The sequence below is a fragment of the Halomonas sp. BC04 genome (genome assembly GCF_000568385.1).
Genome location: NZ_AZQX01000285.1, coordinates 1 through 14527, shown reverse-complemented (window position 1 = coordinate 14527; position 14527 = coordinate 1). Strand labels below are relative to the sequence as shown.

The following is a 14527-nucleotide window of genomic DNA, read 5'->3' as shown; positions in this document are numbered from 1 at the left end:
AAAAAATGGTGACCTCCGGGGCTGACAGCAGCATTCATAAGGTGATTTACTTCTGTTATTTTAGGGCGCTAAGTGGGTTTCTGCCTGAATTATTTCATGGCAATTGATATGCACTTCAACGGGTAACGCATTTCTTCTATCTGACGCCGGAGTGGTAGGGTTTTTTGACTTTATCAACAGGCTTAACGTCAAGTTCGAGTAACCTTTATGCGTGAGAAAATATATAAGGTGTTAAAGTATATTGATTTGCGGTTGCCTTTTATCAGGCAGATGCTGAAAAAAGCCCGTGATTTTTATCGAGCTACATCTGCAAAGGTCGTACGAAAGCGAATTGAGTCAATAGGTTTTGACAGATATTTGGAAGGTCTTGATTCAAGATCAAGGAACATGAGTAATAAGAATAAGTCAGCTCTATATGCCAAAAGCGCAATTAGGCTGGGGGGGAGTGGATACAGCATAGAAAGATACGCATTGGCTAAAAAAGCGGTTGATTTTGATGATAGTCAAGTTGCTCTTTATGCTCTTTTTTCTTCATCGCAGGAACTGGGTGTGGTTGAAGAGTCATGGAAAGTGCTTCAAGCATATGAGAAGAAATATGGCAGTAAGCCAAAAAGAGACCTATCCTATCTAAAGATGATGTCATCACCAATAAATCATTTTAAGATGATGGGTTATGTCTCTCAGGATTTTAAGGTAAAAAGCTTGCCGGCTGACTCTTGTGTGAAGATATGCTACGTGCTTCACAACAGCCTGCCTTATTCTAGCGGCGGTTATGCAACACGAGCACAAGGCGTTGCTGAGGGCTTAAGAGAAAATGGGTTTGAAGTGGTTGGTCTTACTCGTCCTGGGTACCCTGTTGACATTATATCTGGCTCCTATCGCCTTGATCTTGAAGAATTTCCTGATAAGGTGAATGGTATCGATTATCATCGAGTGCTTGCTCCCAAGAGACGTGAGTATAAAGCAGCTGATTATGTTGAAAGGTCTGCAATCAAAATTCAAGATAAGCTCGAAGAGCTTAAGCCAGATATGGTGATGGCTGCTTCAAATTATATTGCTGCATTACCGGCGCTAATTGCTGCAAGAAATAAAAATCTTCCATTTATCTATGAGGTCAGGGGCTTCTGGGAAGTGAGCAAGGCCTCGCGAGAGCCGGACTACCATGGCTCTATAGGGTATAAAGTACAAGAAGCCATGGAGGCATTTGTAGCAAACAGTGCTGATTATGTGTTTACTTTGACAAGGGCGATGAAAGAAGAGCTTGTTGCCAGAGGGGTTGAAGAGAACAAGATTACTCTCCTCCCAAACTGCTGCGACACTAGCCGGTTTTATCCCAAAACGGCGGACGAAAATCTAAAAGAAGAGATTGGGATAAAGAGCGGTGCTACTGTTATCGGTTATATTGGTACCTTTGTACAGTATGAGGGGCTTGATAATTTGGCAGAAGCATGCGCTATTCTGCATGAAAAGGGTCACGATTTTTCGCTGCTTCTGGTTGGTAGTGAAGATACATCGGGAGGGGGGCGTGGTGCGATTGCAGAGAAAGTGATCTCTATAGCCAAGAAGGCTGGTTTTTCTGACAAGCTTGTGATGCCGGGGAGAATTCCTCATCATGAAGTGGAGCGTTACTATTCCATTGTTGATATAGCCCCCTTCCCAAGGAAGCCTTTGCCTGTGTGCGAAATGGTATCACCAATGAAGCCATTGGAGGCAATGTCCCTGGAGAAGCCTGTCATCGTTTCGAGTGTTAGTGCACTGTCAGAAATGGTTGTCGATCAGCATAATGGCCTGATTTTTGAAAAAGGCAACGTAAGAGACTTGGCCGATAAGTTGGAGATTTTGATCAATGATCCACAGTTGAGAAGCGAGATGGGGAAAAAGGGGCGGGAATGGGTCTGTAAGGAGCGAGATTGGAAAAACATTGGCAAGATAGTGAGAGATACGATAGATAAAAAAGCTGTGATATCTTGACTATTATTCAACGCTGATGCTTGCTGCTCAGCCACGTTTTCCTTGTTGCTACAGGATGTTTTTACTTCTATTATTGTGAGGGTGATGTCGTATCTGTTTGTACCAGCCCGGGCTGCTTGGGGCGCCAATCTCTTTTGATCGGCGATTCTTAACATGACGAGTGCATTCTTGCGTACCTAACTCTATGTGGATATTTGTCTTGGCTTATCGCCAGTTGCATTGGTCAATGGCGGTGCTAAAAAAGTTTTTCAGTCTAGTGCCAATTCCTACGTTGGTGGTGGTCAGCCTGACTTTGACGAGTCAGTTTGCCAAGCTGCTGGCCTTCTTCCTGCCACTCAAGGTCATTATTCTGCTTGGTTCACCCGGCATGCCCCGCTATTTCCCGCCATCCTGGGCGGCTTATGATCGGGATGTGCTGGTTATCGTCCTGAGTGCTTCCACTCTTCTATTTTTTCTGCTTCATTTGCTGGCAGAAAAATTGTTAGGGATTATGGTAGAGAAGGGGGCCTCGGGCGTAGTGGAGCGTAGCCGGAAACTGGCACTCTTCTCCAACCAGGATGAGGTTGCCAGGCAGGCGTACCGAAAGCTTGCTTCTGGCCTGGCTACCGGCGCTTTGTCGGTACTACTTGTCATTCTTTTTGCCGCTCTCTACCCAGCTTTCCTGACTGTCATGGTGACCTATATCCTGGGAGTAACCGCGGTACTCTCTATCGCGACTCAATCGCGCCCTTATTGGCGCTCGAAGCTTCAGGAGAATGCCAGTAAACTGGTCAGTTTACTTTCTGCCATCGGCTTCCTGCTTCTGTTCGCCTTTATGGTGACGGATTTCATGCTGTGGGAAGGTGTGAATTTCATGGTGGCGATTATCAGCTGCTATTGTCTCGGCAACTGCTGGGTCGCCTCGAGGGCGTAGTCAACGATGCCTTCTGGCTTTCCAGCAAGCGCCTGCAGGTCAATGCCATCTTCTTTACGGGGCATCGGCTGGAGAAGGGGCCTGAAAACCCACGCCATCGTAAGCTTTGGCAGCTGTTGTCACTTCGTGATCAACCCGAGAAGCTCTTGCCATTGTTGGAGCGCCTTGGTGGGAACTCATTAGCTGCCGAGAATACGATCAGCTGTTGCTGGCGGCAGAGCGGCTTGCCTGACATCCTCATCTTCGAGGTGGAAGTCGAGTCTCCAAACAGTGACCCTGAGCGGTTCCTACTCAAGGCATTCGGTACCCGTCACAAGAAGGCGGCGCTGAACGAGGCGGACTTGCTGATGTCCGCAACCGGAAAGGCACTGCCAAGCCCGGAGCTGGTTGGGGTCGATAAATTGGAGGGCTTCGATGTGCATCTGTTCCGCTTGCCGTTTGAGGAGGTTGCGGAAAAAAACGGGCGCGGTAAGTTCGTGCTGGATCGACTCAAAGGCTGTTGGCAAGTGGAACCTAGTAGCGGGCTGGTAGCCCGGTACTGCCGTTCGCACCCTTTGCTGCACCAGCGCCTTTCACCGGGAATGCTGGAGCGCCTTGCTGCCGTCGTCACCGATCCAGTGGAGCGCAGCCACATCGAAGAGCTCGCCAGCCGCTTCCAGGAGTTGTTGGTCGAACTGAACAACCTGCCTTGGTAGTGATCAACCCGGGTGTGCCCAAGGAGCTCACCTTCTTTCTAAGTTCCGGTGACCTGCAGTTGGCTCATTGGGGCAGTTGGTCTCTTGAGCCGATCGGCGCTGATGTCCCGCTCAGGAAGTATGGGACCAGAAAGAGTTGGAGGCGAAAAATTCAGCCGCTTCTGTTGGAGGCTGCGGAGCAGCGCAAGTCCCTACAAGGCATCTCGTCCGATATTGTGCGCCTCTGCGCCTGTTGCAGTGCTTTTGAAGTGGCCTTCAACAAGCAGAAGTATGCGGATGCCATTGCATTGATTCCTGACATGCTGAGCTGCCTGCCGCAGTCGGCATCACTGACTGAAGTACCTAGGGAGCCGGACAGAAAAGTGAAGGATTCATGAGTTTAACGGGACGGCCGAAAGTCTCGGTTATCGTGCCTACCTACCGCGACTGGTCGGGTCTTGAAAGGTGTCTGATTGGCTTGGCGGCTCAGCACTATCCGCAGGATCGCCATGAGGTGCTGGTGGTCAATAATGCCCCGGAGGAAGCGGCGCCCGCCAGCATGGCTTGGCCTGACAATGCTCGGCTGATCGTTGAGGCTGCGCCTGGTTCCTATGCAGCACGCAATCGCGGCATCTCAGAAGCGCGTGGGGAGGTGCTGGCCTTTCTCGATGCGGACTGCGTTCCTGAGCCAGACTGGCTGGAATCGGCCATGGCCTGCATGGAGGCCGAAGGCGCCGACCTGTTGGCCGGGCATATTACGCTGATCTATCAGCGTTCGCGCCTCACACCGGCGGAGTGTTTCGAGAAGGCCTTTGCTTTTCGCCAGGCGGATAATGCGGCGGCGGGGGTCTCGGTAACGGCTAACTTGATTGTGCGGCGCAAGGTGATCGAGGCTGTGGGAGCCTTCGATGATAGCTTGATGTCCGGCGGGGACTTCGAATGGACGAGGCGGGCTACCATGGCGGGCTTCAAGCTCGTGTATTGTCCCGCCGCCGTAGTACGCCATCCGGCTCGTCATTCGCTGGCTTCCCTGGTGCAGAAGGCTCGCCGTGTCTCTACGGGCAGCATGGCGCTGCATAACGAGACGCGGGTGTTTCAGGGAGCCCGTCGCGTCTTGGCCAATATCCGGGCGGATCTGCGCGAGCTCTTTCGCCGGCCCGACATGACCTGGCGGGAGCGGTGGTGGGCGCTCCTTGTCATGGCGTATCTCAAGCTGGTCAAGGTTCATCAGCGCCTGACCATGACAAGCCGCACCCATGAACCCAGGAAGCTGCCCCGTTGAAGGTGCTATTGGTGGCCTCGTTTGGCGGGCATTGGGTTCAACTGAAGCGTTTGGCAGCGTTGCTGGAGGCGGAGGAGCAGGTTTTCGTCTCCACCGCTGATCGGCATAACGCCGGTGCCAGCTATTACCTGGATGACTTCAGCGTGCGAGAGCTGTGGCGGGGTGTACGTCAGCTGCCCAAGGCGATACGGATAGTCCGCGAATGCCGTCCTGACGTCATCATCAGTACCGGTGCAGCCCCCGGGCTGCTGGTTCTCTTCGCCGGTTTCTTGCTGGGCAGGAAGACCCTGTGGGTGGACAGCATCGCCAACTGTCGGCGGCTTTCCCTCTCGGGGCGGGTGGCCAGGCTGTTTGCCAGCCGGGTGCTGACCCAGTGGCCCGAGCTGGCCTCTTGGCGGGTGCGTTACCTGGGGAGGCTGCTTTGAGAGTTCTGTTTGCCGCCGGCACCCAGTTTCCTTTCCCACGCCTGGATCAGGTGGTGCTGAGCGTGGCGCATGAAAGGCCGGATTGGCCGCTGGTCTATCAGGCGGGCCCTGGGGCGGCGCTTGAACCCTTCAAGACCCTCGCAAATCTGGTGGTGCAGCCGCTGTTCGATGCCGAGCACTACCAGCGGTTGTTCGGCGAGGCTGAGTTGGTGGTGACCCATGCGGGCATGGGTAACATTCTGGCATGCCTAGAGCAGAGCAAGCCCTTCTTGATGATGCCACGCCGGGCCAGCCTGGGGGAGCACCGTAACGACCACCAGCAGGACACCGCCGAAGCGATCTCGGCGCGCTATGGCATCCCCACATTTTCTGCTATCGAGCCGCTTGTGGAAGCGATCCTGGGTCGACAAGGTAAGGCGTTGCACACGCACGAGGTGCGGGAAGCCATTGAAAGTGAAAGGCGGGAATTCGCAAAGCGGTTGAATTCCCTCGTCAGCTCGCTATGATCTGCGCGCGGGCCTGCACGTGGCCTCATTGATTCCAACCAGTGGTGAGACGCCAGGTGCTATTCAGTCCTAAGACAGCTCTTCATGTGACCCTTGTGGTCACTTTTCTTGTGCTCGCCCTGCTGGTATCGGCTCCCATTCGGATCCATGCTTTCATCGCGGTTCTGTTGCTCTACGCTATCGCCTTTCTGGTGATGAACCGCAAGCGCCTGGTGATGACACGGCAGGACTGGCTGGTGGTGCTGATCCTGTCGCTCTACATGGCCAGCCACCTTCCCGTTTTCGTCATGAGTGGCTACAGCTCCCGCTACCTGGCGCCTGGGCTGCATATGATGGGCATCATTCCCATCTACTTGATGCTGCGTGTGGCTTGGGCGGAGCTGGATCTCTCCCGCTTCCGCCTCGCCGTTGAAGGGGGGGCCATTGTCGGTGCGATCGGTGGTGCTGGTATTGCGATATACCAGGTGTACATTCTCGGCAGCAACCGAGCCGATGGGTTTCTTTTCCATATCAATTTCGGCTACCTCAGCGCGTCACTCTTCTTTCTGCTTGTCGCATTGCTCCCCAGCAGCCAGCGGCGGGCCCTGGTTGGGGCCGGCGCATGCCTTGCGCTGATGGCCACACTGCTGAGCACCTCCCGGGGCGCGGTGTTTGCCATCCCCATCGTCTTTGCGGTGCTGCTTGCCTGGCAGTGGCGGCGCATTGGCGCTGCCTATCTCATGGCCGGCCTGCTGGGGCTGGGCGTGCTGGCTATAGCCAGCTACGTGGCATTGCCTCAGGTGGAAGATCGAGTCGACCTCACCGTGAGTGAGGTTCAGCGAATGGTGGAGGGGGATTTCAGGGATAATTCCGCCGGTGGCCGGGCGCGGCTGTGGGCGGCTGCCATCGAGGCGTTCAAGGAGCGCCCCCTGGTGGGGCTCACCTACGATGAGCGCGATGCCTTGAACCTGGAGCTGGCGGGCACGGGTATCATCAATGAGTGGGTGGCCACCATCAGCCGAGGACATGCCCATAGCCAATACTTCGAGACCCTGGCAACCGGTGGGGTCCTTGGCTTGGTTGCGCTGTTTTTCTATCTGGTTTTCCCTGCTTTATACTTTTTCAGGCACAGCCGGCGTGAACCGGAAAACGCCTATTGGTTCGTTGGCTTCGTCTTTTCGCTGGGGTTCATCGTTTTCTGTCTGACAGAGGTCGCGCTGCAGCATGAAATGATAGCCACCTACTACGCTTTCACTCTGGTATTGATTTTCCTGCTGGCACGCAAACGTTCTGAGATGACCACATGAAGGTCGTTCCCATCAGTTTTGCCGACCGTTATCCGGCTCAGCTCATCGTGCCGGTATTCGATATGCTGAGCATCGTTCTCGGCGGGCTGGTGGGCTACTGGTTGCGTTTCGGCACCTTGCAACTTCATGAGCGTTTCTGGCTGGCCATGATCATCATGGCCCTGGTGGTGGTGTTGCTGAACACCATGCAGCGGGGCTACAGCTCCTGGCGTATCAAGCGGCTGCCGGGAATGATTGCTCGCCTTGCCCTCACCTGGCTCATTCTGGCCGCCATTGCCACGTCGCTGATCTATTTCGCCCATGCCGCCGAGCGTTTTTCACGGCTGTGGGTCGGCTATACCCTGCTGTTGTCCTTCCTGCTGGCCGGTGGGGCGCGGGTAATGGTTCAGCTGCTTTTGCGCCGTGCCCGTCGTCAGGGGCGTGGCAGAAGGCCGGTATTTCTTGTTGGCCCAGGGGAGCAGCTCATTCGCGTGGCCCAGGGCATGCGCAAGTCTCCGGCAGAAGGCTATTCCATTGCTGGGGTAGAGCGTCTTGCGGGCGGAGTGGATCAAGAGGCGATCGAGCGGCTGAGTCGACGCGTCGAGGATTCGGACGCCTGCGAGGTGTGGATCTGCGTACCTTTCGAGATGGGGGGCGTGGTCAAGTCCATCTTCTATGAGCTGCGTAACCATACGGCGGAGGTGCGCTTTCTGCCGGACTTCCGCGACATGCACCTGCTGAACCACAGGATGAGCGAGGTCGCCGGTCATTTGGCGGTGGATCTTAGTGTCACGCCGTTCAACGGCGTGACGCGTATCGTGAAGCGGTTGGAGGACCTGGTGCTGGGCACGATTTTCAGCCTGCTGGTGCTGCCTCTGTGCCTGGTGATAGCCATCGCCATCAAGCTGAGCTCTCCGGGGCCGGTGCTGTTCAAGCAGTACCGCATGGGCGATAACGGCAAGCACTTCAAGGTCTACAAGTTCCGCTCCATGGAAGTGCACGATGAGCCGAGCGGGCAGGTGACCCAGGCCTGCCGGGGCGACCCGCGGGTGACTCGGCTGGGGGCTTTCCTGCGGCGTACTTCGCTGGATGAACTGCCCCAGTTCTACAATGTGCTGCAGGGCCGCATGTCGATCGTGGGGCCGCGTCCGCATGCGCTGGCCCACAACGAATACTACAAGGACATGGTCGAATCCTACATGAAGCGGCACAAGGTCAAGCCGGGGATCACCGGCTGGGCGCAGGTCAACGGCTTGCGGGGCGAAACCGATACCGTCGACAAGATGGAGCGGCGGGTGGAGCATGACCTCTGGTACATCGACAACTGGTCACTTTGGCTGGATTTGCGAATCATCGCCTTGACGATCTACAAGGGGTTCATCAACCCCAATGCGTACTAATCGCTCTCTGTTCCGGCCGGCCCAGGGCTGGTGCCCACCCCCGCCATCCGTGAAGGTAGGTGTCCACTCTCTGGTATTGACGTTAGTATACGCCGTGGGCGTAGCCTGCCTTGGCTGTGCCACGTCTATCCGGCGCACGCCAGGTGGCCATGGAAAAGCGGGCAAGCGGTAACGGGAGGGCGAGATCATTTTTCCAGTTCAGAGTAGTGGTATGGAGCAGTGCCAGTGAAGGTGGCAACCGTGATGTTGGAGGGGCGCCGAAGGCACTACCTTCTTTTCGAGTACGCCTCATCGTCCACCCCCCTTTACCTGGCCAAGGATGAGCGTTCGCATCTGCTCGAGCAGGTGGCAAGCAGCGAGATCTATTTCGATGAATCGACGGGGACCATGGCCAAGGTCAAGAGCGACAAGCACCGGTGGCGGAAGAGGCCGCTGCGCTGGTTCTTCCGCGACTTCATTGAAAAACGCCTGCTCTTTCAGTTCGAGGCTCGCAAGGAGGTTCGCAGCAAGAAGGTGGTCCGCGCGGCGGGCTTGCTGACGCCTGACTGTGTCGCCTGGGGTGTCTCCCTCAACCCCTTCAACCGGCGGGGCTCCCTGCTGCTGATGGAGCACCTCGATGGCGTAATGACCGGCGAGCAGTATTTCCAGGGACTCAATGAAGCGGGGCGCAAGCAGTTCCTGGCACAGTTCTGTGAAGACGTGATGCTGCTGGCCAGGGCGGGGTACGTGCATCGCGACCTGCATATGAACAATGTGCTGTGCAGACCCACGGGCAGCATCATCTGGGTGGATACCCACGTCAAGCCCATGCCGCGGGGCAACCGGGCGAAGTGGCGAGCGATCTACCGCTCGATCAGCCAACGTGGGCTGCTCAACGACTACTATCGCCAGTGGATTCACGACGACATGAAGCAGCGCTGGCTTGCCGGTTGAGTGCTGGCCGCTGTGCTAGTGGCTGAGGCCGTGTAACATGGCGTGAACGGCCGGTGGCAGTAACTGTTGCTTGATGATGCTACCGCTGGCGATTTCGAAGCTTGTGGTGCGAGGGCAGTTGAGGAGAGCATGTGAGACGAGTTGAATTCATCGGTGCCAACGGGGTAGGGAAAACCACAGTGGTTCGGCAACTGCTCTTGGACACCGACGGTGCTGCTTTGCTACTTGATCAGCACCAGGCTCGGCATGCTGTGGCTAACGCATCGCTGGGTGATCTAAAGGCAAGCAAACGATTGTTTCGTCAGCTCGAGTTCCTCCAAGCGTCACGTCGCAAGCGCAGGGCGAAGCAGTTGCGTGACCAGGAGGTTGAAAGGCTCCTGGCATCCGATGATGGGCAAGTCGCCCGCTTTGTTGAGCTGACGTTGACTATTATCGGTGAAAGTGACCTTTCGGTGCATGATAAGAAAAACCAGACTGCTTGGTTTTTTGATGCGTTGTACGATGCTGTGTATATGGATAATGCGGAGCTATCGGTAGTCTCGCTGTGTGATGAGTCGCTCAGCTTGAAGACTCTGATGGTGGCCATGCTGGCCGATTCGCGGGAAAAGGTACTCGAGTTGTTCGGGCTCATGCCGCTGCCGGACATGCTGGTGCATGTAAGTGGTGCGGAGGAAAAAATCCACGATCGATTGGTTCGGCGCGAAAGAAACACTGATCATAGCCATATTCATTATTTGCGTAACCGAAGTAAGGACGAAGTCATTGAACAACTTGTTGTGCTGAATGATATTGCTGCGCAAGGATGCCGCATTATGCAGACCCGTGGAGGAAATATCGCTTACCTGGATGTGGATGGAAACAATGTTGAGGGTCAGGTCGAGGTGCTTCGTGCCAACGTGAACCTTCTGGCATCCGGCTTGCCACCCACTCAAGGTGTAAGTGGATAATGCGGATAGCTCTCAACTATGTCCGAGCGTCACGGGATCGTATTCGGCAGCGTATCAGCCGTTGGCGCTACGACGAGCCTCGCCCCAAGGTCGACAAACTATCCGGACTTCAACGCATCCTCTTTGTCCGCTGGGACGCGAAGTGGGGCGATTCGGTTATCTTTTCTTTCATGTGCCGTGAGTTGCGCAAGCTTGGGCCGGTATCCATCGAGGTGATTGCCACTCCCGACATGGCACCGCTGTTTCGAGACCACTTTGGGGTCGATGTGGTTCATGAGATTCGCAAGCGGCCGCGCTCCGCCGAAATCCGTGAACTGACTGCGGCCATCGGCTCTATCGACCTGGCAGTGCATTTCAGCACCCTGATCAAGTCTCGCGACATGTTCCTGCTCCACTGCTTGCAGGCACGCCACACGGCAAGCCTGGACGACTCGGTAGGCCTGGTGGATGTTCCGCTGGGCGCGGCTACCGCAGGGCTGCATATGGAAGACAAGTACCTGGAATTGTTGCGATGTTGTGGTATCGAAGACGCTGACAGGCAGTACCTGGTCCCCCGTAGCCGGGATCACGAGGAGCGGGTGTCGGTGTTCCTGGGAGGGCGGGAAGCTCCTTTCGTTGCCATCAACCCTTTCAGCAAGGGGCGGGCCAAGACACTCAACCCGGAAACCACTCGACGCTTGATCGACATGCTGCTGGCGCGACTGCCAGGCACGATGTCTGTCTGCTCACGGCACCTGGCTGGGAGAGCGAGGTGGCTGCAATTCGCCGAGACTGGCCGGAAGGTCGCTGCTTTTACTATCCCGAGACCCGCTCGATCTACGATAACATTGCCCTGCTGGCCAGTGCCGATGCTTTGGTAACGGGAAGTACCGCCACGGTGCACTTGGCCGATGGCTTGAACATCCCGTCACTGGTGCTGTTCGTGCATTCCGAGCAGGACCTGGCCAACTGGCACAGTGTGCATCCTCTGTCGGTCAACTTGATGGCTGAGCCAGGGGTGCCGACCGACGTCAATCGCCTGGACTGGGAGCGGGTTGAGGAGGGCGTGGAGAGGTTTAGCCGGGCCGTTGCGATGCCACGGTGTGAAGTGTAATGGTACTGACCTGATTTTTTTGCGGTGATGTACAACGATTAACTTGGGTTTGCCATATGGAATCTCTGTGAAATTACTTATCGTATTGATGGTCAGTCGCCTCATCAAATTGTTTGCCAATATCACGAAGCTGCTCAGTTATGGCTTCCATTTTCTGTTTCCCCGCAAACGGTTCACCTTGCCTGAGCAGGCGGCTCCGTTGCTGAAGTCACGCAAGACGTCGGCTGTTCCCCGAATTCTGTGGCAGACCAACTTCACCAACAAGGCTACGCTGCCGGTCTACCTGAACTATCTATTCAACCGTCTGATGTCACCGAGCTTCGAATATCGCTTCATGATCACCGATGCCCGGGCGGCGTTCATCCAGGAGAATTTCTCGCAGGAGATTTTCGAAGCCTACTCCCGGCTGCAAGTGGGCGCTGCCCAGGCAGATTTCTGGCGGGTGCTGGTCCTGCAGAAATGCGGGGGTGTCTATCTGGATATCGATGCCCATGTGGTATGGCCGTTGTCGCGTATCGTCAAGCCCGAGATGGAAGAGCTGTTCATCACCACCAAGCGGGGGGAGATCAGCAACTACTTCATCGCCAGCAAGCCGGACAACCCCCATCTGGCAAGGTCATCGAGGCGATCTATGCCAATGTCGAAGGCGACGAAGTGAAGGGAATCTTCCACCTCACCGGCCCCACCGTCTACAACGAGGTGTTGCCCCGCGACGAGATCCGCACGGCCTCCTATCGCTATACCTGCAACCAGGGCAATTTCACCAACGAATATTTCCAGTACATGGACAAGCCACAGGGGAAGTGGACGAAAGAGCAGTACACGGTCGATGTAGTGCGAAAGCGGGACGCGACCGAAAAACAGGGTTGAGCTTTGGTATGCCGGCGCTGGAGATGCTCTCTGGCGCTGCGGCCTTCGCCGGGCGCCTGACGGCGCCAGTCGCGATGGGGGACTCGGGGCGCCGAACCGAGCGCTCCTACAGCTGTCTTTTCCACCAACGGTGCCACGCCGCGCTGTCGGAGGAATCTTCAGATCACGACTGGAGGCCGAAGGACTCCCGGGGGGGGCAGTGCTGCCAACGTCACTCCCGTTCATTTCCCCGTTCCCCCTCCATGACCTTCTCGATAAGAGCGGGCTGGCGCGGCATCAGGCAGACTTTCAGTCCAAGAGGGCGGTAGGCGCGGTTCATCACCGCGAGAGAAACGTTGCCCTTGTCGCCTTCCATATCGGATAGCGTGCGTCGGCTGATGCTACCAGCTCTGCGTAGTCGTTCTGGTTAAGACCGAGCACATCTCGCCTCAGAATTCGCAGCACATCCCCCTCACTGATTTCCCCCGCCAGCAGCCGGCGGGTGGCCTCCACCAGCTTTTCTTCTCTCTCGTCCGGGGTCAGGTTGCGTCGTTTCATGTCAGCCCCCAGTGCTTGAGGCGGTGGTCCAGGGTGCCTAGCCCTACGGCAGGCATGGTCAGTATTCGCTCCGGTACGCCACGCTCGCGCAATCTCTCTTGAAGGCCGATCAGTCTTGCGGCCAAGGCCTTGAGCTCGCTGATGGACTGCTCGGCAGGCGTCAGGTCATCCAGGGCGTGGGCGATGGCGAGCCAGTCGAAGTCGCCCCCCTCTTCGAAGGGGGAGCCCCATCGCGTCGTACGCGTGACACCCTCCGGATCGGCCTTCATGGGGGCGAAGTCGTAGACGGGGGCATGCCAGATCCCTCCCGGCCGCTTGAGCAGGGCTGCATTGCGCCCGTGATTGTCGGAATTGCCGAATGCCACATTGAGCAGGTCACGTCTGAGCCACTCCATGACGAAGCTCGCCCGGTCGAAGGGCTCCTTGAGCTCCTGGACTCGGTACTGGTTCTCAAGTAGTTCGACCAGATGGCGAATGACCTGGAAGTGATTGAGATGGCTGCCAGGGGCCGCGCCGAGAAGCGAATAGATGGATTCCAGCCCGAAGCGGGTCAGGCCGTCGGTTGTTTGTGCGACGTCGAAGCGGGGCAGCCAGAGGGATGGGTAGCGCTCGCCTTCGATCAACTCCATGGCGCCCGTATCGATCGTCTCGATCCCCAGGTCGGCCAGTTCCTGGTAGTGGGCGAATTCCGCGCGAAGAATATCGCAATCATCCCGGCTGCGCTTTCCGCGAGGAAACTTGACGAGATAGTGTCTATCGGGGTTGTGTGGGTCGTCCTGCCAGGTATCTATCCATATGGCGTTATCCTGGCTGCAGCGCAGTAGCAGCTTTGGCGCTTCGCCACCTGCGCCTGTAGCACCTCCGCTGGAAGCGCCCATCTGTTGTGCGTATTCGAGGAAGTCGCCATGACGGTCGATGACCTCTTCTCGTGTGAAGCGCCTGACGTGTAGCTGTGAGCCGCTCGCTCGCTCGGGCACGGCCTCCTTGATTCTCAGGTTGCCAACCGGTGCGATGGTGCCTTGCCTCAGCAGCTCGCTGTCCTGCTGACCTGCCGATAACCCTTGCAGCCCAAGGGCTGAAACCCAGTAACGGCGGCTGGCGCCGGCTGGCATGATATCTTCCAGGAAGCCGAACCAACGCTTGCCGTGGTGCTTCATCATCAGCTCCACGGGAAGCGTCAGGCTGCAGGCATGCTCATCGTCCCGTAGCATCCATGCCAGGGCGTAGTCTTGTAGATAGCCCAGGCGGGCAGGGCCATGGGTACCCCTGTCGGGCTGCGGCACCTCCAATTGGGCGGCATCATGCCAGTGGCGATCGTGATAGATCTGAAGCGTAAGGCGCATGCGACATCCTGGTGAGCATTATTATGCTCAATGATAGTGCTTTTTGCGGAATATGAGAAATATAGTGCTCTTTTTATGAGTTGATGGATAGAAATGAGCAATATGGTGCGCGAAAGGTGGCGAAGTCATTACCCGCATTGAAGCCTCCGCCGGGCGCCTGGCGGCGCCAGTCGCGATGGGGAACCAGCGCTCCTACAGCGATTCTCTCCACCGACGGCGCCACTCCATATTGTTGGAGGAATCTTCAGATCACGACTGGAGGCCTAAGGACTCCCGGCGGTGTTGTCGAGGTTGGCGGTGGCCACTGTCGTTGCGGCCTCCGCGGGCGCTGGCGGCGCCAGTCGCGATGGGAACCAGCGCTCCAACAG

The 14527-nt window shown here is 56.5% G+C and carries 17 protein-coding genes; 15 read left to right on the top strand and 2 right to left on the bottom strand.

All coding sequences use genetic code 11. The annotated features are described in order from the left end of the window. The first annotated feature begins 207 nt into the window (after positions 1-207). The 15 genes from Q427_RS30445 to Q427_RS34470 all read left to right on the top strand — a co-directional run bounded on the left by Q427_RS30445 (position 208) and on the right by Q427_RS34470 (position 12279). Positions 208-1971, top strand: a complete 1764-nt coding sequence (locus Q427_RS30445; RefSeq protein WP_081786107.1) for a glycosyltransferase family 4 protein — start codon at positions 208-210, stop codon at positions 1969-1971. 199 nt (positions 1972-2170) lie between these two features. Further along, positions 2171-2884, top strand: coding sequence for a hypothetical protein (locus Q427_RS19475; RefSeq protein ID WP_155833635.1), 714 nt, complete (start codon positions 2171-2173; stop codon positions 2882-2884). Next, positions 2848-3579, top strand: a complete 732-nt coding sequence (locus tag Q427_RS19470; RefSeq protein ID WP_043516779.1) for a hypothetical protein — start codon at positions 2848-2850, stop codon at positions 3577-3579. Before Q427_RS19475 ends, Q427_RS19470 begins: the two co-directional genes overlap by 37 nt. Next, the gene (locus tag Q427_RS19465) at positions 3573-3956 is read left to right on the top strand and encodes a hypothetical protein (RefSeq protein ID WP_155833634.1); all 384 of its coding nucleotides are present in this window, start codon (positions 3573-3575) and stop codon (positions 3954-3956) included. The genes Q427_RS19470 and Q427_RS19465 overlap by 7 nt, the downstream gene beginning before the upstream one ends. Next, positions 3953-4840, top strand: coding sequence for a glycosyltransferase (locus tag Q427_RS19460; RefSeq protein ID WP_081786106.1), 888 nt, complete (start codon positions 3953-3955; stop codon positions 4838-4840). The genes Q427_RS19465 and Q427_RS19460 overlap by 4 nt, the downstream gene beginning before the upstream one ends. A 2-nt stretch (positions 4841-4842) precedes the next feature. Continuing rightward, on the top strand, positions 4843-5265 hold the full coding sequence (locus tag Q427_RS19455) for an oligosaccharide biosynthesis protein Alg14 (protein ID WP_197030745.1): 423 nt from the start codon (positions 4843-4845) through the stop codon (positions 5263-5265). Then, complete coding sequence (locus Q427_RS19450) at positions 5214-5771, top strand: glycosyltransferase (protein WP_269321291.1); 558 nt, start codon at positions 5214-5216, stop codon at positions 5769-5771. Before Q427_RS19455 ends, Q427_RS19450 begins: the two co-directional genes overlap by 52 nt. A gap of 95 nt (positions 5772-5866) precedes the next feature. Further along, the gene (locus tag Q427_RS19445; RefSeq protein WP_155833633.1) at positions 5867-7057 is read left to right on the top strand and encodes an O-antigen ligase family protein; all 1191 of its coding nucleotides are present in this window, start codon (positions 5867-5869) and stop codon (positions 7055-7057) included. Further along, entirely contained in the window at positions 7054-8436 is a 1383-nt protein-coding gene (locus Q427_RS19440) for an undecaprenyl-phosphate glucose phosphotransferase (RefSeq protein ID WP_043516775.1), read from the top strand. Before Q427_RS19445 ends, Q427_RS19440 begins: the two co-directional genes overlap by 4 nt. A gap of 225 nt (positions 8437-8661) precedes the next feature. After that, complete coding sequence (locus Q427_RS19435) at positions 8662-9369, top strand: lipopolysaccharide kinase InaA family protein (protein WP_051496541.1); 708 nt, start codon at positions 8662-8664, stop codon at positions 9367-9369. A 131-nt stretch (positions 9370-9500) separates the two neighbouring features. Continuing rightward, a complete protein-coding gene (locus Q427_RS19430; protein ID WP_043516774.1) occupies positions 9501-10316 on the top strand; it encodes a hypothetical protein in 816 nt (271 codons plus the stop codon). Between the two features lie 170 nt (positions 10317-10486). After that, the gene (locus Q427_RS19425) at positions 10487-11176 is read left to right on the top strand and encodes a glycosyltransferase family 9 protein (protein ID WP_231613804.1); all 690 of its coding nucleotides are present in this window, start codon (positions 10487-10489) and stop codon (positions 11174-11176) included. A 17-nt stretch (positions 11177-11193) separates the two neighbouring features. Beyond that, entirely contained in the window at positions 11194-11409 is a 216-nt protein-coding gene (locus tag Q427_RS32595) for a hypothetical protein (RefSeq protein WP_043516772.1), read from the top strand. A 67-nt stretch (positions 11410-11476) separates the two neighbouring features. Further along, positions 11477-12067, top strand: coding sequence for a glycosyltransferase family 32 protein (locus Q427_RS19415; RefSeq protein ID WP_231613803.1), 591 nt, complete (start codon positions 11477-11479; stop codon positions 12065-12067). Beyond that, entirely contained in the window at positions 12064-12279 is a 216-nt protein-coding gene (locus Q427_RS34470) for a hypothetical protein (RefSeq protein ID WP_231613802.1), read from the top strand. The genes Q427_RS19415 and Q427_RS34470 overlap by 4 nt, the downstream gene beginning before the upstream one ends. Positions 12280-12597: 318 nt before the next feature. Here the strand turns inward: Q427_RS34470 and Q427_RS19410 are convergent, their stop codons facing one another. After that, positions 12598-12816: a hypothetical protein gene (locus Q427_RS19410; RefSeq protein ID WP_231613801.1), complete on the bottom strand. Its 219-nt coding sequence runs from the start codon at positions 12814-12816 to the stop codon at positions 12598-12600. Next, entirely contained in the window at positions 12813-14159 is a 1347-nt protein-coding gene (locus Q427_RS19405; protein WP_043516771.1) for a type II toxin-antitoxin system HipA family toxin, read from the bottom strand. Before Q427_RS19405 ends, Q427_RS19410 begins: the two co-directional genes overlap by 4 nt. Positions 14160-14527 lie beyond the last annotated feature (368 nt).